The 21,612-nt window shown below is 42.6% G+C and carries 17 protein-coding genes; 5 read left to right on the top strand and 12 right to left on the bottom strand.

Annotated features, from left to right (window positions below):
• Positions 1-149: 149 nt before the first annotated feature.
• Entirely contained in the window at positions 150-1,589 is a 1,440-nt protein-coding gene (locus ITJ87_RS12905; protein WP_005829153.1) for a DUF3078 domain-containing protein, read from the bottom strand.
• A 271-nt stretch (positions 1,590-1,860) separates the two neighbouring features.
• Here ITJ87_RS12905 and ITJ87_RS12900 point away from each other — a divergent pair, with 271 nt between their 5' ends.
• The 5 genes from ITJ87_RS12900 (at position 1,861) to ITJ87_RS12880 (ending at position 10,655) form a co-directional block, all read left to right on the top strand.
• Positions 1,861-3,480: a CTP synthase gene (locus ITJ87_RS12900; RefSeq protein WP_117966405.1), complete on the top strand. Its 1,620-nt coding sequence runs from the start codon at positions 1,861-1,863 to the stop codon at positions 3,478-3,480.
• A gap of 31 nt (positions 3,481-3,511) precedes the next feature.
• Positions 3,512-5,365 carry a membrane protein insertase YidC gene (yidC, locus tag ITJ87_RS12895; RefSeq protein WP_117599576.1) on the top strand — a complete coding sequence of 618 codons (1,854 nt, stop codon included), beginning with the start codon at positions 3,512-3,514 and terminating at the stop codon, positions 5,363-5,365.
• A 102-nt stretch (positions 5,366-5,467) separates the two neighbouring features.
• Positions 5,468-6,799: an MATE family efflux transporter gene (locus tag ITJ87_RS12890; RefSeq protein ID WP_195690899.1), complete on the top strand. Its 1,332-nt coding sequence runs from the start codon at positions 5,468-5,470 to the stop codon at positions 6,797-6,799.
• A 37-nt stretch (positions 6,800-6,836) separates the two neighbouring features.
• Positions 6,837-8,960 (top strand): S9 family peptidase, encoded by a 2,124-nt coding sequence (locus tag ITJ87_RS12885; protein ID WP_117966910.1) that lies wholly within the window; start codon positions 6,837-6,839, stop codon positions 8,958-8,960.
• Positions 8,961-9,161: 201 nt separating this feature from the next.
• A complete protein-coding gene (locus tag ITJ87_RS12880) occupies positions 9,162-10,655 on the top strand; it encodes a hypothetical protein (protein ID WP_196096247.1) in 1,494 nt (497 codons plus the stop codon).
• Positions 10,656-10,669: 14 nt separating this feature from the next.
• On the opposite strand, the gene ITJ87_RS12875 is transcribed toward ITJ87_RS12880, so the two are convergent.
• The 11 genes from ITJ87_RS12875 to ITJ87_RS12825 form a co-directional block, all read right to left on the bottom strand.
• Complete coding sequence (locus ITJ87_RS12875) at positions 10,670-11,617, bottom strand: glycosyltransferase family 4 protein (protein WP_118696408.1); 948 nt, start codon at positions 11,615-11,617, stop codon at positions 10,670-10,672.
• A gap of 23 nt (positions 11,618-11,640) precedes the next feature.
• A complete protein-coding gene (locus ITJ87_RS12870) occupies positions 11,641-12,636 on the bottom strand; it encodes an NAD-dependent epimerase/dehydratase family protein (RefSeq protein ID WP_117974596.1) in 996 nt (331 codons plus the stop codon).
• A gap of 9 nt (positions 12,637-12,645) precedes the next feature.
• The gene (locus tag ITJ87_RS12865; protein WP_005829173.1) at positions 12,646-12,966 is read right to left on the bottom strand and encodes a hypothetical protein; all 321 of its coding nucleotides are present in this window, start codon (positions 12,964-12,966) and stop codon (positions 12,646-12,648) included.
• Complete coding sequence (locus ITJ87_RS12860; RefSeq protein WP_005836975.1) at positions 12,963-13,154, bottom strand: hypothetical protein; 192 nt, start codon at positions 13,152-13,154, stop codon at positions 12,963-12,965. Before ITJ87_RS12860 ends, ITJ87_RS12865 begins: the two co-directional genes overlap by 4 nt.
• A 34-nt stretch (positions 13,155-13,188) precedes the next feature.
• Complete coding sequence (locus tag ITJ87_RS12855; RefSeq protein ID WP_034523419.1) at positions 13,189-14,316, bottom strand: glycosyltransferase family 4 protein; 1,128 nt, start codon at positions 14,314-14,316, stop codon at positions 13,189-13,191.
• A 4-nt stretch (positions 14,317-14,320) separates the two neighbouring features.
• Positions 14,321-15,586 carry a nucleotide sugar dehydrogenase gene (locus ITJ87_RS12850; protein WP_117966918.1) on the bottom strand — a complete coding sequence of 422 codons (1,266 nt, stop codon included), beginning with the start codon at positions 15,584-15,586 and terminating at the stop codon, positions 14,321-14,323.
• 67 nt (positions 15,587-15,653) lie between these two features.
• Positions 15,654-16,622 (bottom strand): SDR family oxidoreductase, encoded by a 969-nt coding sequence (locus tag ITJ87_RS12845; RefSeq protein WP_117966921.1) that lies wholly within the window; start codon positions 16,620-16,622, stop codon positions 15,654-15,656.
• Positions 16,623-16,650: 28 nt separating this feature from the next.
• Positions 16,651-17,991, bottom strand: coding sequence for a right-handed parallel beta-helix repeat-containing protein (locus ITJ87_RS12840; RefSeq protein WP_117588839.1), 1,341 nt, complete (start codon positions 17,989-17,991; stop codon positions 16,651-16,653).
• Positions 17,992-18,183: 192 nt separating this feature from the next.
• Entirely contained in the window at positions 18,184-19,266 is a 1,083-nt protein-coding gene (locus ITJ87_RS12835; RefSeq protein WP_117588822.1) for a glycosyltransferase, read from the bottom strand.
• Positions 19,267-19,283: 17 nt separating this feature from the next.
• A complete protein-coding gene (locus tag ITJ87_RS12830; protein ID WP_117588821.1) occupies positions 19,284-20,354 on the bottom strand; it encodes a glycosyltransferase in 1,071 nt (356 codons plus the stop codon).
• A 72-nt stretch (positions 20,355-20,426) separates the two neighbouring features.
• On the bottom strand, positions 20,427-21,611 hold the full coding sequence (locus ITJ87_RS12825) for an EpsG family protein (RefSeq protein ID WP_117588820.1): 1,185 nt from the start codon (positions 21,609-21,611) through the stop codon (positions 20,427-20,429).
• Between the last annotated feature and the right edge of the window lies 1 nt (position 21,612).

The raw sequence follows: 21,612 nt of genomic DNA, 5'->3' as shown, positions 1-21,612 counted from the left end.
TCGTAAACGTGCTTTTTCTATGTTTTTATGTTTTTTCACCTGCCACAGACTACAAAAAGACAAAAAACAGACGGTCTGTCAAGGAAAAACAGACCGTCTGACTAACCAAAACAGATAATCTGTTCACTCCGAACAGACCATTTGTTTATTTACCATTTATAATTGATACCGAAACTGAGCAATTCTTTTACCTGAAAATAGCTGTCCCCTTCCGTCGGCTTGGCACTGTCGTCATAGCGGGCGTGCACATAAAGCTTGGTGGAAAGATAGCGGTTCAGCACAAAGTTCACCGTGTTTTCCCATTCGATACGTGTCCACTCATAACTGGTCTGGAAGTCTAGGCGGGAATCCAGCGTAATGGAAGGAATGATGGTCCACGAAAGTGTAGGCTGTATCTGCGAACCGAAGTTATGCTTCACGCACTTGCCCTCCTCAAGACCGAAACTCACTTCATTCACCCCCTTATTCCCTACATAACGCAGCATGTACGTCAGCGGAGCTATGAAAACGGACAAGCTGAATTTCTGCTTTTTCAACTTGTAGTCCATACCGATACTGCTCGACCAATCTGCCGGAGCAAAGAAAGCGGAAACCAGCTCTTCACTGTTGGCCTTGTAGCCATTGCAGAACTGGGTCTTAAACTCAGTCGTGATGGTATAATACCACTTGGATGCAGCCTGAATACCCAGTTTACTGTACAGCCGGAGTTGGTCGGTACTTACCAGATAGTTATGAAACTCGTCGGAAGGTGCCGAGCTGAAGCCTAGCTTGGCATCGAGCAGATTTTCCCACTGCACCTTCTCACGGTCATTATAGTTGGCAAACAATTGCAGGTTGGCAAGCACGGCGTTAGTGCTCTCGCCTCCCTTGTACCAGTTGTCGGAGATATAGTTCTGTGTAATCTGCAACGAACCGTTTCCACCGGTCACCCACCAGTTGGGCTTGTGGATAATTACGTCGGCTTCCTCCTTCACTCCCACCATATTCTCTTGTGCAAACAGTTTCACGACGGACGGCTTGGAAGAAACCTCCTTCTCTATATTATCCTTGAATATCTTCCCTTTCATCACCTCCTTCTCGGTCATTACAACCAGATTGGGACAATTCACATACGTGTTCAGCAGCGTACGGTCCACCAGTTTGTTGGCTCGGTCCTTTGAGGTGAAACTCAGTGTGTCGAACGGCAACATCTCGCGCGTCAGGGCAGGCACCGTATCAGGCACCTGGAAATGCCAGTCCACCTTGGAAAGGCGTCTCATGGGGGCATAATAATAGGTAAGGGGAAGGAACAACCTATAGTAGTTCGGATTGGAAGGTATATAACGCTCCGGAGTCGTGGGGTCATTCAAATAATCCAGCACTCCGATATACCTTTCATATAATATGGAAACAGTATCCAGCCTGTACCCCATACCTTCCGGTTTCAATTTCAGAATCATGTATTCTTTCATTATATCCGGCAAGGTGTCGGCTTTGGCAGTTGTTTCCTGTCCACTGTTCTTCGAGGCGGTATCCAGCGTATTCTGTGCCATCACCGACGAAGAGATCATCGTAGCAATTAACCAAAATGCAATGTGTCTATTCTTCATAATGCCCTTAAGTCTATGTTTCGAGCGCAAATTTAGCTTAAAATGTTTAGAAAACATAGAAAAGCCATGAAGAAAAAGGCTAGAGAGAGTTTCTTCGATGAAATCGTATTTTTTAATAATTGTTTCACAGAAACTTTCTCTACTTCCTCTTTTTTTTATAATTTTGCGCTTTTTAAGTTCCACGTGTATTGACGGGAGCAGTATGCACCCTGAACGACAAGCCGTATAGGCTCTTGGAATTAGATTAAACAATTAATAAAATAATATAGTTGTGGGAGAAACAAAGTATATTTTCGTCACCGGTGGTGTTGCCTCTTCACTAGGTAAAGGTATCATCTCATCCTCCATCGGTAAATTGCTGCAAGCAAGAGGTTACAAGGTAACCATCCAGAAGTTTGACCCGTATATCAACATCGACCCGGGTACACTGAACCCTTATGAACACGGCGAATGCTACGTAACCGTGGATGGCCATGAAGCCGATCTCGACTTGGGTCATTACGAACGCTTCCTGGGCATCCAGACCACCAAGGCCAACAATATCACGACCGGACGCATCTACAAAAGTGTCATCGACAAAGAGCGCCGGGGTGACTATCTGGGAAAAACAATCCAGGTTATTCCCCATATTACAGACGAAATCAAGCGTAATGTAAAACTGTTGGGAAACAAATACAAATTCGATTTTGTTATTACCGAGATTGGCGGTACAGTGGGCGACATCGAGTCTCTGCCCTATCTGGAAAGCATCCGTCAGCTGAAGTGGGAATTGGGAAAAGACGCCTTGTGCGTGCACCTTACTTATGTCCCCTACCTGGCAGCTGCCGGTGAACTGAAGACCAAGCCCACCCAGCACTCCGTAAAGGAACTGCAAAGTGTGGGAATTCAACCGGATGTACTAGTGCTGCGTACCGAGCACGAACTCAGCAACAACCTGCGCAAGAAGGTGGCCCTCTTCTGCAACGTAGACGAGAATGCCGTAGTGCAGAGCATTGATGCGCCTACCATCTACGAGGTGCCCATCCTGATGCAGTCCCAAGGGCTGGACGCCACCATTCTGAAGAAGATGGGGCTTCCCGTGGGCGACACTCCGGGGCTGGGACCGTGGCGTGCTTTCCTCGAACGCCGTCACAAAGCCGAAGAGACTGCCCCGCTGCACATCGCATTGGTGGGCAAATATGACTTGCAGGATGCCTACAAGTCCATCCGCGAGGCCCTTTCACAAGCAGGAACCTACAACGACCGCAAGGTATCGGTAGACTTCGTGAACAGTGAAAAGCTAACGGACGAGAATGTGGCAGAAGCCCTGAAAGGCATGGCAGGCGTACTTATCGGTCCGGGCTTCGGCGAACGCGGCGTTGCCGGCAAGTTCGTAGCCATCAAATATGCGCGTACACACAACATCCCCACCTTCGGTATCTGTCTGGGTATGCAGTGCATCGCCATTGAATTTGCCCGTAATGTACTGGGTTACGCCGATGCCAACTCACGTGAGATGGATGAAAAGACACCGCACAATGTTATCGACATCATGGAAGAGCAGAAATCCATCACCAATATGGGTGGGACCATGCGTCTGGGTGCCTATGAATGTGTTCTGCAGAAAGACAGCAAGGCATACGAGGCATACGGTACCGAGCATATCCAGGAGCGTCACCGCCACCGCTATGAATTCAACAACAGCTTCAAGGAGGCCTACGAAGCAGCAGGCATGAAGTGTGTGGGTATAAACCCCGAATCGGATCTGGTAGAAATTGTCGAAATACCCGCATTGAAGTGGTTTGTCGGTACCCAGTTCCATCCCGAATACAGCAGTACGGTATTGCATCCGCACCCGCTGTTCGTAGCATTCGTGAAGGCCGCCATCGAAAATGAAAACGAAAAGAAATAATTTGTAATTAGTAATCTGTAATCAACAAAGAATGGATAAAAATACCATCACAGGTCTTGTTCTGATAGCGATATTGTTAGTAGGTTTCAGCTTTCTGAGCCGTCCCAGCCAGGAGCAGTTGGAAGCACAGCAACGTTACTACGACTCCATAGCCCAGGTGCAACAGCGCGAAGCCGACTTGAAAGCCAAGGCGGAAGCAGCCCTGGCCAACGAAAGCGGAGCGGAAACAAGCGTTGACTCCACTGCCCTCTTCTTCGACGCCCGTCAAGGAACCAACTCGCAAGTAACCATCCAGAACAACCTGGCAGAAATAACCGTAGATACAAAAGGCGGACGCATAGCTTCGGCCACGCTGAAGGAATACATGGGACAAGACAAAACGACTCCCGTCACACTGTTCAGCGGCAACGACGCTTCCATGAATTTCCTCTTTTACAACAAGAAAGAGACTATCCAGACGGAAGACTATTATTTCACCGCAGTAAACCGTACGGACAGTACCGTCACCATGCGTTTGTCGGCAGACAGCAACAGCTATATCGACTTTACATATCGCATGCACAATGACACATACCTGATAGACTTTACTATCCAGGCTGTCAATATGGAAGGCAAGCTGGCGGCTACCAACAATTATGTGGACATCGAGTGGTCTCAGCGTGCCCGTCAAATAGAGAAGGGTTACACCTACGAGAACCGTCTGGCTGAACTGACTTACAAAATCACCGGAGAGGGTACCGATTATCTGTCTGCCAACAAGAACGATGAAAAGGAAGTTCCAGAACGCCTGGACTGGATTGCTTTCAAGAACCAGTTCTTCTCTTCAGTATTTTTGGCAGATGCCGACTTTGAAAAGACCAAGCTGAGTTCCAAGATGGAGACTCAAGGCAGCGGCTACATCAAGGACTATTCTGCAGAGATGAGCACAAAGTTCGATCCTACCGGCAAGGAACCTACCCAGCTGTTCTTCTACTTCGGCCCCAATCACTACAAGACTCTGACCGCACTCGACAAGGGGCATGACGAGAAGTGGGAGCTGAACCGTCTGGTCTATCTGGGCTGGCCGCTCATCCGCTGGATAAACAAATGGTTCACCATCAACATCTTCGACTGGTTGTCCAGTTGGGGTTTGAGCATGGGTATCGTACTGTTGTTCATGACGCTGATTGTAAAGGCAGTGGTATTCCCGGCTACATGGAAGACCTACATGTCTTCTGCCAAGATGCGCGTACTGAAACCGAAAATCGACGAGATAAACAAGAAGTACCCCAAGCAGGAAGATGCCATGAAGAAGCAGCAGGAAGTGATGGGCCTCTACAGCCAGTACGGAGTCAGCCCGATGGGTGGATGTCTGCCGATGCTGATACAGTTCCCTATCCTGATGGCCTTGTTCATGTTCGTGCCGAGTGCCATTGAACTCCGCCAACAGAGCTTCTTGTGGGCAGATGACCTTTCCACTTATGATGCATTCATCAACTTCCCGTTCCATATCCCGTTCCTGGGCAGCCACCTCAGCTTGTTCTGCCTGCTGATGACGGTTACCAACATATTGAACACGAAGTACATGATGCAGCAGCAGGATACGGGTGCCAATCCGCAGATGGCTGCCATGAAGTGGATGTCATACCTGATGCCTATCATGTTCCTCTTCATATTGAACGATTATCCTTCGGGATTGAACTATTACTACTTCATCTCTACGTTAATCAGTGTGGTAACAACGCTCATCATGCGCAAGACAACCAATGAGGAAGCCCTTCTTGCCCAGTTGGAAGCCAACAAGAAAGACCCGAAGAAGATGAAGAAAACCGGTTTCGCCGCCCGTCTGGAAGCCATGCAGAAACAGCAGGAACAGATGATGAAAGAGAGACAGAACAAAAAGTAGTAAGACTACCGTTCAAGATATTCTTTTGCAGAAAGCCGGACAATGACATTTGCCCGGCTTTCTTATCCTTACGCCAATGAAAAAACTCACAGACTCTAAATTATGCAGACTAAATACACCTACAAACAGATCTGGCTTATAGCCTACCCCATCCTAATCAGCCTCCTTATGGAGCAACTGATAGGTATGACGGACACTGCCTTCCTCGGGCGTGTGGGCGAAGTCGAACTGGGAGCATCTGCCATCGCCGGTGTCTTCTACATGGTCATCTTCATGGTTGCCTTCGGTTTCAGCATCGGGGCACAGATACTCATTGCCCGGCGTAACGGCGAACAGCAGTATAAGGAAATCGGTGACTTGTTCTATCAGGGTATCTATTTCCAAGTCGGAATGGCGGCAGTCATGTTCCTGCTATCCTATTGTTTCTCACCGATTATCCTGAAACGCATCGTCGCTTCGGAACATATCTACGAAGCAGCCACCAGCTACCTGCATTGGCGTATATTCGGTGCCTTCTTCTCGTTCAGCGCAGTCATGTTCCGTGCCTTTTTCTTGGGAACCACCCAAACCAAGACACTGACACTGAACTCCATTGTCATGGTGTTGAGCAATGTCGTATTCAACTATATCCTGATTTTCGGTAAATTCGGTTTCCCGGCGCTCGGCATTGCCGGAGCCGCCATCGGCTCCTCACTGGCCGAGCTGGTTTCGCTGTTATTCTTCATCCTCTATACCCGCAGCCGCATCGACTGCCGCAAGTACGGGCTGGACCGTATTCCTAAGTTCCGGCTGGACGTATTGAAACGGATGCTGAACGTCTCTTTCTGGACCATGATACAGAATTTCTTCTCCCTCTCCACCTGGTTCCTTTTCTTCCTTTATGTGGAGCATCTGGGAGAGCGCTCGCTGGCAGTGACCAACATTGTCCGCAACGTGTCCGGCATACTGTTCATGGTACTCATGGCATTTGCCTCTACCTGCGGGTCACTGGTCAGCAACCTCATCGGTGCAGGCCACTCCGATTGCGTGGCAGGCACCATCCGGCAGCACGTACGCATAGCCTACGTCTTCGTACTTCCGCTGGCATTGCTTTTTGCGCTGTTCCCCAAGCTGATTCTGGGAATTTATACCGACATACCCGACCTGCAGGACGCTGCCGTACATTCGCTCTGGGTGATGTGCTCCACCTATCTGTTCCTGGTTCCTGCCAATGTCTATTTCCAGGCAGTTTCCGGAACCGGCAACACGCGTACGGCATGGGGGGTGGAGATGGCTACGCTGGTCATCTACACAGCCTATATCACCTACATTATTCTGATTCTGCAACTCGACGTGGCCATCTGCTGGACCTCGGAAATGGTTTATTCCAGCTTTATTCTCATTTTCTGCTGGCTATATATCAAACGTGGAAATTGGCAAGGAAGGAAAATTTAGTATCTTTGCATTAAAATAACTGAAACAAAAAGCATATATGAAACAAGTAAATCTACTACTTATGTCAGCAGCCATGACATTGGCCTCTTGCGGAGGCACAAAAGATGCCGGACAGCAGCAGGACGCAGCAACGCTCATCCAGCGGTCGGACATCAAGATTGAAGGAAAGCGTATGACACCCGAGGCACTCTGGGCGATGGGACGCATCGGCAGTGTGGCCGTATCCCCCGACGAAAAGCAGATTGCCTACACGGTATCTTATTACAGCGTGCCCCAGAACAAGAGTAACAGCGAAGTCTTCGTCATGAATGCCGACGGTAGTGACAATACCCAGATAACGCATGACGCCTGGCAAGAAGGACAGCCCACGTGGTTTAAGGACGGCAAGAAGCTTGCCTTCCTTTGCAACGAAAGCGGCAGCAGCCAGGTATGGGAAATGAATCCCGACGGCAGCGGACGCAAGCAGCTGACCCAATACGAGGGAGACATCGAAGGGTTCTCTTTCTCGCCCGACGGCAAGAAACTCCTTTTCATTGCCCAGGTAAAGACCGTAAAGAGTACGGCAGACAAACATCCGGACCTTCCTAAAGCCACCGGCATTATCGTTACCGACCTGATGTACAAGCATTGGGACGAATGGGTGACTACTGCTCCCCATCCGTTTGTTGCTGATTTCGACGGCAATGCCATCAGCAATGTCACCGATATTCTTGAGGGAGAGCCATACGAAAGCCCGATGAAGCCCTGGGGCGGTATCGAGCAGCTGGCATGGAGCCCGTCTTCTGATAAAGTGGCCTATACATGCCGTAAGAAAACCGGACTGGCGTATGCCATTTCCACCAACTCCGACATTTATATCTACGACCTTGCCTCCAAGGAAACCAAAAACATCACGGAAGAAAACAAGGGATATGATACGAATCCCCAATACTCTCCCGACGGCAAATACATCGCCTGGCAGAGCATGGAACGTGACGGCTACGAAGCCGACTTGAACCGCTTGTTTATCATGAACCTCGAGACCGGTGAGAAACGTTTTGTAAGCAAAGCTTTCGAATCGAACGTGGACGCCTTCTTGTGGAACAAAGATTCCCAGAGCATCTACTTCATCGGTGTATGGCATGGCGAGACACAGATTTACAACATCGACCTTGCCGGAAACGACAAGCTTACCCAGCTCACCGACGGCATGCACGACTATGCTTCACTCGCCCTTTGCGGAGACAAGATTATCGCCAAACGCCACTCCATGAGCATGGGCGACGAAATCTATGCCGTAAACAGTGCACGCAACGGCGACGCTTTTGCAGAAGCAGTGCAACTGACCACAGAAAACAAGCAGATTTACGACCAGCTGGAAATGGGTAAAGTGGAAGCCCGCTGGATGAAGACCACCGACGGCAAGCAGATGCTGACCTGGGTAATTTATCCTCCACAATTCGACCCCAACAAGAAGTACCCCACCCTCCTCTTCTGTGAAGGCGGTCCTCAGAGTCCCGTCAGCCAGTTCTGGAGCTACCGTTGGAATTTCCAGATTATGGCGGCAAACGACTATATCATCGTAGCTCCCAACCGTCGTGGTCTTCCGGGCTTCGGTGTAGAGTGGAACGAAGCCATCAGCGGTGATTATGGCGGCCAGTGCATGAAGGACTACTTCACTGCCATTGACGAAATGGCCAAGGAACCTTTCGTCGACAAAGACCGCCTGGGTTGCGTAGGCGCCAGCTTCGGAGGCTTCTCCGTATATTGGCTTGCCGGACACCATGACAAACGCTTCAAGGCATTCATCGCACACGACGGTATCTTCAACATGGAAATGCAATATCTGGAAACGGAAGAGAAATGGTTTGCCAACTGGGATATGGGCGGCGCTTATTGGGAAAAGAACAACGCTACGGCACAACGCACTTTTGCCAACTCCCCGCATCTCTTCGTCGACAAATGGGACACCCCTATCCTCTGCATCCACGGAGAGAAGGACTTCCGCATCCTTGCCAACCAGGCAATGGCCGCCTTCGATGCAGCCGTGATGCGTGGCGTTCCTGCCGAACTGCTTATCTATCCGGACGAAAACCACTGGGTACTGAAACCTCAGAATGGCGTGCTGTGGCAACGTACCTTCTTTGAATGGCTGGACAAATGGCTGAAACCTGCTAAGTAAAGCCCCTCAAAAACAATAAAAACAAATAATCCCGGATCCTTGACAAAGAATCCGGGATTATTTGTTTTTATTGTACACCGCCCGATTCATTTTTTATGACTATAATTTGGGCAGTTCAAATAAAGTCAATACATTTGTTTTATGCATAAGTTAAAAACGATGCAGACAAATTGTATAACTATGATTAACAACACATAAACAATGAACGAAAACTGGCCGGAAATTGTAGAAACACTGTTGCCCTACTTTGGAGTAAATTCTGCAGAAGGTGACTACCAACGGGAAATAGAAATCTGTCTGAAATTCCTTGGATGGAAGAAAACCAATGAAACGATGAGATCCCAATTGACTCTACCTATAGGAAACAACAGCTCCATACGGCCCGACATCGTCCTCTGGAAAAAGAATGCAAATGGGGTGCCTACTCCCGTACTTCCCATTGAAATAAAACGTCCATCCAATATACGGAACGAAAGGCAAGAAAACCAACTGATGTCTTATATGCGCCAACTCAAACTCAATATCGGACTATACATAGGAGAAAAGATCGAACTATATTACGATGTTCCCAATGATGGAGAAAGTCCCGTTTGTGTATTTACCGTAGAGATTCAAAAGGAAGATGCCAATGGTTCCACTATTTGCGACCTGCTCACCTACGATACATTCAGTTTAAAAGACGTAGAGGCATTCTGCTACGAACAATATCAAAGGATACAAGCACGCAATAATCTGCACAGACAATTTACCGAGTTCTTGTCTCCCGATAATGGTGTAAAGAACATGCTTTCATTGCTTAAAGAGAAATTCATGAAAGCCGGTTCTGAAGAATCCGCCATCAATGAAGAGATTGCCAATGTCGTGCTCACGGTTCATTACGAGAAGAACAACGCAGTTGCTTCATTATCAGTCAGGAATCCTCAGATACCTCAGCCTTTACCGATCGGTAACCAGACAAAAGACTCTAAAGACCACACCAAATATTCCTTTGACGGGATCAATTTCCATGTAAAAAGGCGCTTCGTACTGGAAGTGATAAAACATTACATAGAAGCTCATCCCAACATCAGATACAAAGAACTGGAAAAGGTATTCCCACCTAGTCTGCACAGTAGGGCACTGGGGGTGGTACGTAGTCTGGAAGAAGTTCGGGAAAAATTGAGACTTCATCCTGATCTAAAGAAGCGCTATTTTCTAAAGGAGGAAGAAATCATCCCATTAGCGGACGGCACGAGAATTGTCGTCAACAATCAATGGGGGACATTATTCCCGAAATTCCTTGCTGCAGTCCAAAAGCTATATACCATTACGGATGATGCCGTACATCATACAGAAAACGCACAGCAAGTCAAAGTTTTGGAAGTAAACAAAAAAAACTCTAGAGAAAATAATACTCCAGTATACCAGTTAAAGATTACTTTTGAAAACGGAAAAGTGATTCAGGAAAAAAAAGCGGCCGAAACCCTTCGCCAATTTATAATGACAGTAGGCATAAAGAAAGTATCTGCCTTAGGTATTAAACAGTGTAATGTTCCATTGGTTTCAAACATACTCGACTCCAAATACGGAAGTGACCAAAAACCAATAGGGAATGGCTGGTATCTGATGAGCCGTAATAACACACATTCCAAGAAGCGTGATATCGAGCGTATTGCCAAAGCTTTAGGTATTCAAGTGACCGTGGAAATTGTATAATGGAAGACAGTAATTCAAGAGATATGTCTTGAAAAGTACTTTTTCATGAAGAGTACGTATATTGCGCTCAACAGTAAGATACACCCTATCAAGAAGATATAGCCATACTGTTGGTAATAAATATATCCTACTATTATAAAAGTCTGTATTGTCATATAGGCCAGAGAGACTATGACATGAGGAATCTTCAGCTCATTCGCCATAATCTGATACAGATGTTTGCGATGCGGCAGCCCGATATTCTCATGAAGCATCAGGCGGTGAATGATAGTCAGTACACTATCCACACCATAAACGGATAAAAGGACTATCCAACTGAAATCTTCCGTTTCAATGATGAGCCTGCCTATCAGGAAAAGAAGGATAAAGGCAATGCTCACCGACCCCACATCACCGGCAAAGCATTTAGCACGCTTGCGGAAATTGAAGAAACAGAAGACTAGAACGGAACAGATAACGGTATAGATGAAATCCGCTTCCACAAAAGTAACCACCTCCTTATTGATATAGGCCAACGCAGCAAGAATAACCAGAGAATAACCACCGGTTATGCCGTTAATGCCATCCATAAAATTGTAGGCATTGATGATACCCGTACAGACTATCAAGGCTATGACTATCCACCACCAGGACAAGGAGAACAGCCCCCACTGATAAAACATCAAGGCCATGGCAGAGAAATGAAAAAGCAGCCTTGTCATCTGTCCGGTGGATTTCATATCGTCCACGAAGCTGATGAACGTCACCAGTGTCAAGGCAAGCAGGAACCAGGGATATTCAAAGTCACTCGTCAGGAAATAGGCCAACGCTCCGAAATAGAATATAATTCCACCACCCCTTAAAGTCACTTTCGTATGAGAACTCCGCTCATTGGGCTTGTCGATGATATTGCACCTATCAGCCACCTTAAAATAAAAAAGTTCTGCTAAAAACAGCAGAACCAATATAATCAGATAATACATAACAGTATTTTCCTCTTTAATTTTTAATTGTTTACTTTTATATTTGAGAACGATTTTATCGTTCTCACTATCCCCTCCTCTGCCCTCACCGGCATTCTGTCAATACCCAGGGCAGCCTTTATTTTCGCATTACTCACCACATAATTCTCTGTCAACTTGCGCAGACGCTCTGTATTCAAAGGCAAATGGAGCAGAGTCCCAAGCCGGGCACAGAATTCCATCAGTCCTCTGTTTATCTTCCAGATATGCGGTTTACGGTCCAAAGCCCGACACATCAAAGTTATCAGTTCATTCGTGGACAAGGCTTCATCATCCCCCATATGGTAGATACCACTCCCCACCTCCTTAGTCAACAGTCCTTCCACCACATAGCAAAGATTGTCTATCGAAGTAAAAGACCTCCTGTTCTCAAAAGCCCCCAAAGGCCAGGGAATGCCTTTCCTCACCACATTATAAAGAAGATTCAGATTGCCTTTATTGCCGGGACCATGAATCATGCAAGGACGCAGGATATAGACCTTTTTGTCATCATACGGATTAACTTTCAATTCTCCATTTTCAACATTCAATTTGCCAAGAATATAATTCTCGGCAGCTATCTTGCTCTCCCCATACGGTCCTATCGGAGCAGGCACCACATCTTCAGTCAGCATATCACCCACCACACTGTCTGCAGCGGCTTTCACAGAACTGAAGAATACGAACTTCTTCGCAGACGATTCCAGAAAGAAATCAAATATCTTTTGGGTCAATCCCGTATTAATATCAAAATAGGATTGGGCTGCGGACCGGTTTTTCGTATCATGGGCTTTACCAGCCAGATGAATAATGGCATCGAATTCAGGAAGATTCCGCATCGGAAAAGAAGCCGGTTCGATATCCTTCCAGAAAAAAGTCTTTACCACCCCCTCCTTTTCAGGAGCGACAATATCCAGCCCGTAAAGGCTATGACGTTCCTTTAGGGCAACAACGAGATTGGAACCCACAAAGCCGTGGATTCCAGTGACGAGTATGTTCATTGAAATATGCTAAAAAATATACTGACCGGAAACGTGATTATTGGTTATGTATTTAATAAAATAAGTATCTCCAATGACAGAGAAGAAAATATACCACGTCGTATTAGAATTACGTTGATAAGTGATGTAATACATATCCTTACCATAACGCTCAAAAAAAGCGGGCGCTTTCTTTTTTAATTTAGAATGAATGTTCTGTTGAATATCAGCTATCAGTTCTTCCACATAAGAAATAGCAAAAGGATAAGTACCCAAATACTCCTTCTCAACAAGTATTTTTATAAGCCCATACAAATCCTCCTCTACTTCGGGAGCGAATACGACTCTCATCCAAACAAAGCCTTTATACGAGGGCAAAGTCTATCCAATAATTCTTCACCGGAAATAGCATGCCTAATGTCATCACGTCCTTCCGTAACGATATTCGGATTATTCTCATTACCCGTATATACAACTACCGGTTCACCAACATTCGGCACCATCGGTTCTTGTTCCTTATATGGCTTGTTCTTCTTCATGAATCCAATCTTTCTACAAAGATACCCGGGAATATCAAGATATCCTAATAATTGATTGATAAATATCAAAAGTTTGCCTGACAACCTTATCTATAGAAAATTCTTCTTCCGCCAACAGACGAGAGTTCCTTCCAAACTCCTTCCTCTTCGCATCATCTTCTATCAATAGGCCGATGGCATCAGCCAACGCCCTACTGTCCTTGGCAGGAACCAAATAACCATTATATCCGGATTTCACGCATTCACGGCAACCCGGTACATCGGTTGTTACAATAGGACGCCCTACCGCACATGCTTCAATCAAGGATTTGGGCAAACCTTCCCGATAGGAAGGCAGTACAACGATATCGCTATCCGTATATATAGGAAACATTTGAGCCTGATATCCTATCCATTCAATATAATCATCGACAAGAAGAGACCTTAGCTTTTCTTCCCCCAAAACAGCCAGATTTTCTTTGTCGCAATCACCTGCCAATATGAATTTTACTTTTCCAATAAATCGCTTTTGAAGTAATTTGGCTGCATCAATGAACTCCATCACCCCCTTATCCAACAATATCCTTGCAGGAAAGAGTACCTTTAATTGAGTCTTGCCAGGAGCTTGGGAAAAAACAAATTCATTCAAATCTACTCCCGAGCCCTTTATCAGAAAAATATGGGACGAGGGAACCAGATTGAAGCCTTTGATCATCCCCACATCATCCGGATTCTGAAGAATAAAGGAAAAAGACTTACTTTTGAATGCAATGCGGATCAAAGTCCTTATCAACTTCTGCAAAATCCCATTCCTGCCGTTCGTAAAGTTATACCCCAATCCACTTATTGCATTCACAACATGATGTTGCCCTGACAGCTTAGCTGCAACAGAACCTAACAATGCAGCCTTTAAAGTAACATGATGAATTATATTAGGTCTATACTTTTTGTAGTTTGTATATAACTGAAAAATACATTTCAATTCATGCAAAGGATTACTTCCGGAACGGTCAAAAGGAATATCGATAAAGCGAATCCCTTTCCCTTGTAAAAACTGTTTTCTTCCGGTATCCCGTGACAATAAATAAACTTCATATCCCTGCTGAATAGCATTCAGGGCAATAGGCAAACGATGGGAAATAAAGAACCAATCAACATTGGTAACAAAGAAAAGCTTTTTCATTTTATCATAATCTGCCGTCAACGGATTCTTTGGGCAAGAAACCTTTAACATCAAACACAACAGACCGTGTCTTCGACAAACTTTCGATATCTATTCCCGTAAACAGTTGATGGGCAACCGCCAACACAACCGAATCAAACTTTTCTTCAGGAAGTTCATTGATCACTTCAATTCCATATTCATGCTTTACGATATCCGGATTTGCCCACGGATCATAAACGGTTATATTCAGATTGTATCCCATCAAAGCCTCATAAATATCTATCACTTTCGTATTACGTACATCCGGACAATTCTCCTTGAAAGTAAAACCGAGTATCAGTATATTAGAGTTCAAAACCTGAATTCCTTTTTTCAGCATCAGTTTTATCACTTGACCAGCCACATACTCTCCCATACCATCATTCATACGACGACCGGCCAATATGATTTCAGGATTATAGCCATAACTCTGTGCACACTGGGCCAGATAATAAGGATCTACGCCAATGCAGTGTCCTCCAACCAGCCCCGGCTTGAAAGGAAGAAAATTCCATTTGGTACTTGCAGCCTCCAACACATCCTGAGTATCAATCCCCATACGCGTGAATATCTTGGAAAGCTCATTGACAAAGGCTATATTGATATCACGTTGCGAATTCTCAATGACTTTGGCTGCCTCCGCCACCTTCATCGTGGGAGCCAAATGTGTCCCGGCAGATATAACAGAAGCATACACTTCGTTCACTTTCTTACCAATTTCAGGAGTTGAACCTGAAGTCACTTTCTTTATCTTCTCGACTGTGTGTAGCTTGTCACCCGGATTGATGCGTTCGGGGGAATAACCTGCAAAGAAATCCGTATTGAATTTCAAACCGGATATTTTTTCCACTACCGGAATACATTCATCCTCAGTCACACCCGGATATACTGTAGATTCATACACTACAATATCACCTTTGGAAATCACTTTCCCTACAGTGGTACTTGCACTATACAGAGGAGTCAAGTCCGGATTATGGTTATGATCCACAGGGGTAGGAACTGCCACAATATAAAAGTTGCAATCACGAATGTCTTCAATGTCAGCCGTGCACTTGAAGCCATTGGCAATGGCAGACTGTAGCAATTCGTCCGAAACTTCAAGGGTAGCATCGTGTCCTGCCATCAATGCATCCACACGAGATTTATTCATGTCAAAACCAACAGTTTTGTATTTGGTAGAGAACAAACGAGCCAAAGGAAGCCCTACGTAACCGAGACCGATTACGGCGATTTTTACTGTATCCATAAGATTTTCAGTATTTATTAGGAAGTTTAGTTTATTAGCTAATAGAAAGGGAAAAAGAATGAATGAATCAGATATTATGCCAATACCATTTGACAGCTTCTTTCAGACCGTCGCGCATGCTGTATTCCGGAATATAACCAAGAAGTTTTCTAGCCTTATCAATGCAAGCCAAAGAATGAGGTATATCACCCTGCCGATTCGGGCCATGAAGAATCTCCACATCAGCTATTTTCGGATCAAACTCACTCAAATATTCCTTCAAATAATTCACCAGCTGATTCAATGTAGTCCTTTCTCCAAAAGCGGTATTATAAACCTGATTGACTGCATCCGGATTGGTGGTTGTCATGGCAAGCATATTCATCTGGATTACATTGTCAATGTAAGTAAAATCACGGCTGTATTCACCATCACCGTTAATCACGGGACTCTCGTGTGCCATCAATTTCTTTACAAATAAGGGGATAACAGCAGCATAAGCACCAAAGGGGTCCTGACGACGTCCGAATACGTTAAAATAGCGTAAGCCGATACATTCCATTCCATAAGTACGTGCAAATACATCCGCATAAAGCTCGTTCACATATTTGGTTACAGCATAAGGAGATAACGGTCTACCAATCACATCTTCCACTTTGGGAAGAGACTGGCTATCTCCATAAGTGGATGAACTTGCCGCATACATAAAGCGTTTCACTCCTGCATCACGGGCAGCAATCAACATATTCAGGAAGCCACTAATATTAACTGCATTAGTAGTGGCAGGGTCTTTGATGGAACGGGGTACAGAACCCAATGCTGCCTCATGCAGAATATAATTGACTCCTACCACTGCCTTCTGACAATCAGAGAAATTACGGATGTCACCTACGATCAGTTTAAATGTATCAGGATATTGATTCAATAACGGAAGAAGATTCTCAATCTTCCCTGTTGCGAAGTTGTCCAAACATACAACTTCATAATTATGGGCAAGTAAATACTCGCAAAGGTTAGAGCCGATAAAGCCGGCTCCTCCGGTAACTAATACTTTCATTATATAAACTTTAAGTTATAATTATCATCTAATCATTATATATATTCTCCTTATATTCAATCTTTTTACTCAAATCGTTCTTTTTCATATTTTTACCACACTTATGAAAGATATTATTCACTATACGCCCTGAAATACCATCAATTTTATCATTGAAGAATATTCCAAATTTGCCGAAATTTGTTATTGAGCAATTAGAAATTATGATATTATTATGTTTATTCTCAGAAGTAGATTCCACTTTTATCCCCACAAAATCATTGTTCTTATTACAACATATAATCTTACATTTATCGATTAAAACATCTTCTGTAGAGTATCTATATGTAAGCCATCCATAGCTGTCAGTCAATATATCACATTCTTTCACCTGCATATTTTTCAGTCCAAAAGCTCGAATATTCCCTCTGTCGAACACACTATTATTAACAAATATATTATTAACAATATATTTCCCTTCTCTATTTTTACTTCTTCCAGCAACCAATAAACCATTTCCTGCATTATTGCTGAAAAAGCAATTGTTTATCCTTATATTTTCACACGCGTAATAACAGTTTTCATACGCTGAAATATTTATATCATTAGGTTCAATATCTAAACCGGCTTGAGGTGGCGTACCATTTGTATTTATAAATTTACATCCTAAAAAATCAACGTGATTAGCTCTAGTAATGGAACTTCCCTGACGATGATTGTCACTAAAAATACAATTTATAACACTTATATAAGAAGGTGAGTGATCTATATTAGACTCAAGGTAAACATTGCCTATATATAATCCGTCGCCACGATTAAAACCGGATTGCAGATTAGACAATATGATATTACTTCCATATCGGATGCATATTCCATGACATTGCTCCGTTTTTATATCTGACTCCGATTTATTGCCAATTATTGTAAAATTCTTCAACTGAATATTTGATGTTCCAGCCCATTTCCCTCTATTATCTCCAATAGCCATAAAGCAATCTGCCTTCAACGATGTATTCCATTTAAAAACACTATTTCCCCCATCAATAATCATATCAGAATGTAACTGAAAATTAGCATGTTTAAAGTAGTAAACACCACAGTTAAAGAGTAAATTATCAAACAACAATATGTTATTCATCTGCTGGCTATTATCACTTCCACTGATAAATCGTCCTGAAGAATCGACAACACAATCACTTTTGAAGTCAAACCATATAGAATAGGCTGTATCAGCTTTCCAACTTCCTTTTAACAAAATATTATCCGAAAAAACAACATTTTGTTGAGCCATTACTTTTGTTCCATTGCCAATAAGCGTACCATTTTCGATTCGTCCACTATCTACAAAACACAAGACTGCACCTTCAGGAATGACAACGTTTTGAGACATAAGATTTATATTGGATTTAATTACATATTTCGCATATGATAAATTAAACTGCTTCTGAATAGGCTGTATACTATTTGTCACGAAAACGATATTAGCTTGACTATATATAGGTAAAATAAAGAAAAGTAATATTAATAAGTAAAACTTCATTGTACTAATTCGTAAATGAAAAAAGAGAGTTCTCCGAAAAAATCACAAACTTTTATAAAGGCACATATATTTCTGTGCAACAGCATTTATATCATATTGTTTAGCAAAAGAATGACATCTTTCAGCTACATTTTGATACAATGTCTTATCCCCTAAAACCTTATTTATACACAAAGCTAATCCTTCATCATCCTGGAATTCAAACAGTAATGCCACATCTCTTACTAAATCACCAATACCCGGCACGTTAGACCCAATAAATGGCTTCTTGCATGACATGGCTTCAAGCATAGAAATACTGAATCCTTCGTGCTCTGACGAAAGAACAATAACATCGGAACCTTGCAATAAATTAGGAACATCTTTCCTTAATCCCAAGAAGTGTACACGAGAACCAATACCCATCGCGTGAGCATAATCTTTATTATCATTTAGAAAAGGACCATCACCAATACATAATAAATGCACATTATTATCTAGTCTTAATAATGCCCTAATAAGAGTTTTATAATCTTTCATGTAAGAGAATCGAGCCACCATCGCTACAAATTTGCAGTCAGAAGTTACCCCTATTTCTTTACATATATCTATTGGAACAGCTTTTTCAAAAAAAGATACATTAATTCCATTATTGATTACAACACTATGTATATTGTGAATATGCTCTTTCAATGCCCGCTCCACCTCTGTAGATATTGAAACAACACAATCATATGTATCATATATCTTTTTCTCAACAGCCCTCCATATTTTTTTTCTGCGCCTATTAGTTGTTGAATGTTCTGTATATACTAAACGCACATTCATTTTTTTTAGTCTTTGGGTTAATGCCACCACATACAAGGAAGGAAAAAGATGGACATTTATAATATCATAATCATGTTCCTGAATAAAATCCGATAACAATTGAATATTCCTAAACGACCTCATTTGATGTGATAGTACAAAACATCGGACTCCTTGTGCTTCCAGTAATTGGGCATATTCTTTATCCTTTGGATTTTCCAAGCTGAGCACATGCACTACATTACCTTCAATCTTATTCAATGCCGTTGCTAATGCCAGAACTAATGCTTCTGCACCTCCCCCTCTTACCAATGAATTTATAACATGCAATATTTTCACCGTATTCCCTATATTATCTATGACCGCACAACGTTTTCAAATAACCATTCCCATCTATCAAAAACCCTACATGGTTCAAATTCAAAAGAAGCTTTCTTACATTCTTGCGCAAGAAAAATTTCCAGCTCCCTATCAGTAAGAACTGTCAATATTCGTTCCGATAAAGTTTCTGAATCACCTACAGGAACAAGATAAGCAGCAATACTCTTAGGAAACAACATTCGTGGACCACCACAAGGGCAATCCGTAGAAATGCAAGGAAGACCAATAGCCATAGCTTCCATCAGCGCATTAGGCATTCCCTCAATATCCGAAGACAAGACAAATAAGCGCGCATTTCTAAGAGAAAAAGGAACATTGGATATTTGTCCTGGAAAGTGAACTCTTTGACCTACTCCAAGTAACTCTGCATATATTTTTAACGAAGCTGTATCACCAGAACCATATATTGTAAGGTCATCGTTTATCTTATTTGCAATTTTTGCAAATGCTTCAATCAATAATTTGTGATTCTTCAGTTTATTAATTCTACCAACTGTAACTATTCCAGACCGGACTTCATTCAGTCTCGTATTATAAAAAATTTCACCAATAGGATTATATATGATAACTGATTTTTTTCGTATTGCTTGAGGAAACCAATTTTTAGCATCATTAGTTTGAAAAACAGCCGAATTCCCAAAACGAAAAAGCGTTTTTGCTAGAAAAAATGCTAATTTACCCCTATATTCAATATGTGGGCTACTACGCACTGAAAAAATAGATTTAACACCAGTTCCCATTTTCGCTATTGTTGCCCGAAAATTCGGTTCTGCCATGAATGAAACAAGTATATCCGGCTTTTCCAATACCAACAATTTCCTTAAACGGCAAGTAAGTAATACATTTCTTTTAAGATATCCTTCTATTTTATTCGAGTTTAATGAAATGCGCCTTACACCCTTTCCATAAGAATATTCCCATGAACAAGGAAAAGACGTTACTATAGTACACTTATGACCACGAACGGACATTTCTGTAGCCAAATTGGTAAGTACCCTCTCAGCACCACCACTGGATATAGTATTAATATAAAAAAAGATTTTCATCACATTTTAGGAATTCAAAAAACAACAAAAAAACATGTCGTAAATTAGCGGTGACAAAAAAATAATAATTTGCTAATCAGCATTTATCATTGAATAATAATCCTGAAGAGATTCCCTATCCGGATTTTTCGTTTTATCCAATATTGAACTATATGGATACCAGTGTACATACTTCCTCATATTCTTGCCAGTCAAATCTGACATATCACTAAAGTAGTATCTGCCATTCCACAAAAGAACCATCGAAAGTATACATGTCAGCAATATATATCTAGTGCCAAATACAAAGCGATTGCTTTTCCATAGCTCAACTACGAAATCGCTTAAGAAAATAATACCAATGAGGCATAAATAATTAAAAAAACGGCTGATGAAAGGAAAGCAAATCACCAATATGCCAAGCAAAAGAAATATGGGATAGAAATCATAAAACCGAGATCTCATACGTAATATCCGGTTTTCTATCTGCATCAATACACAAGGAAAAAGAATGTAACCCAAAAAAGCAATCAGAATGCCCATAAAATTCAGATTTTCTGATACTTCCGTATAATTAACCAACTTTATAAATATAATTGGAGGGACTCCTAAAGAAAAAGCCGCAGCAATGATAAAGTCTATATTTATAATGATTCCTGCAACAACTACAAACAGCCAGAAAATGCGTCTTAGCGTAATCCTTATACCGTATATTAAAGGAAAAACAAACGATATCGCAGCACCATAGTGGAAAAGGAATGCTATAATTGCCAATAAATAATAAGCAACGTATTTTTTATTCTGCAAGAATTTCACACTGACCAAAAAGACAGAAACGGCCAATGCTTCTCTCGCTATTTCCATATTTACCAAAACATACAAAAATAGGAAATAAAGAAAAACTGCTGTAAACTTATTTTTCGTATTAGAAGAGATGAACCAAAAAACAACCGAATTTATTATAATTGAATGAACTATCTGAAAAAAAATAAAATCGTTTATAGTTGATTTTATTAAAGCCACGAAAAAAATAAATAAAGGCTCCCATCTATATGAAAAATAATCAGCTAAGGATAGGTCGGACAAATAAACCTGCTCCTCTTCAAAAAAATCCTGATAAGCAAAAGTATCCGCTCCTATTCGATATCTAAACCCAGAAACTACTACCAACAGCAAGTAAATGAAATAATATCCTAAATTATAACCTCTCTTATGACCTAAAAAGTCATAAGAAAAAGACAAAAAAAACAATAACAGTAAAATTGGTATATACGGCATT

Source organism: Bacteroides sp. HF-162 (assembly GCF_015679285.1).
In the GTDB taxonomy this organism is placed as follows: Bacteria; Bacteroidota; Bacteroidia; order Bacteroidales; family Bacteroidaceae; genus Bacteroides; species Bacteroides uniformis.
This window is presented reverse-complemented; position numbering and strand designations above follow the sequence as displayed.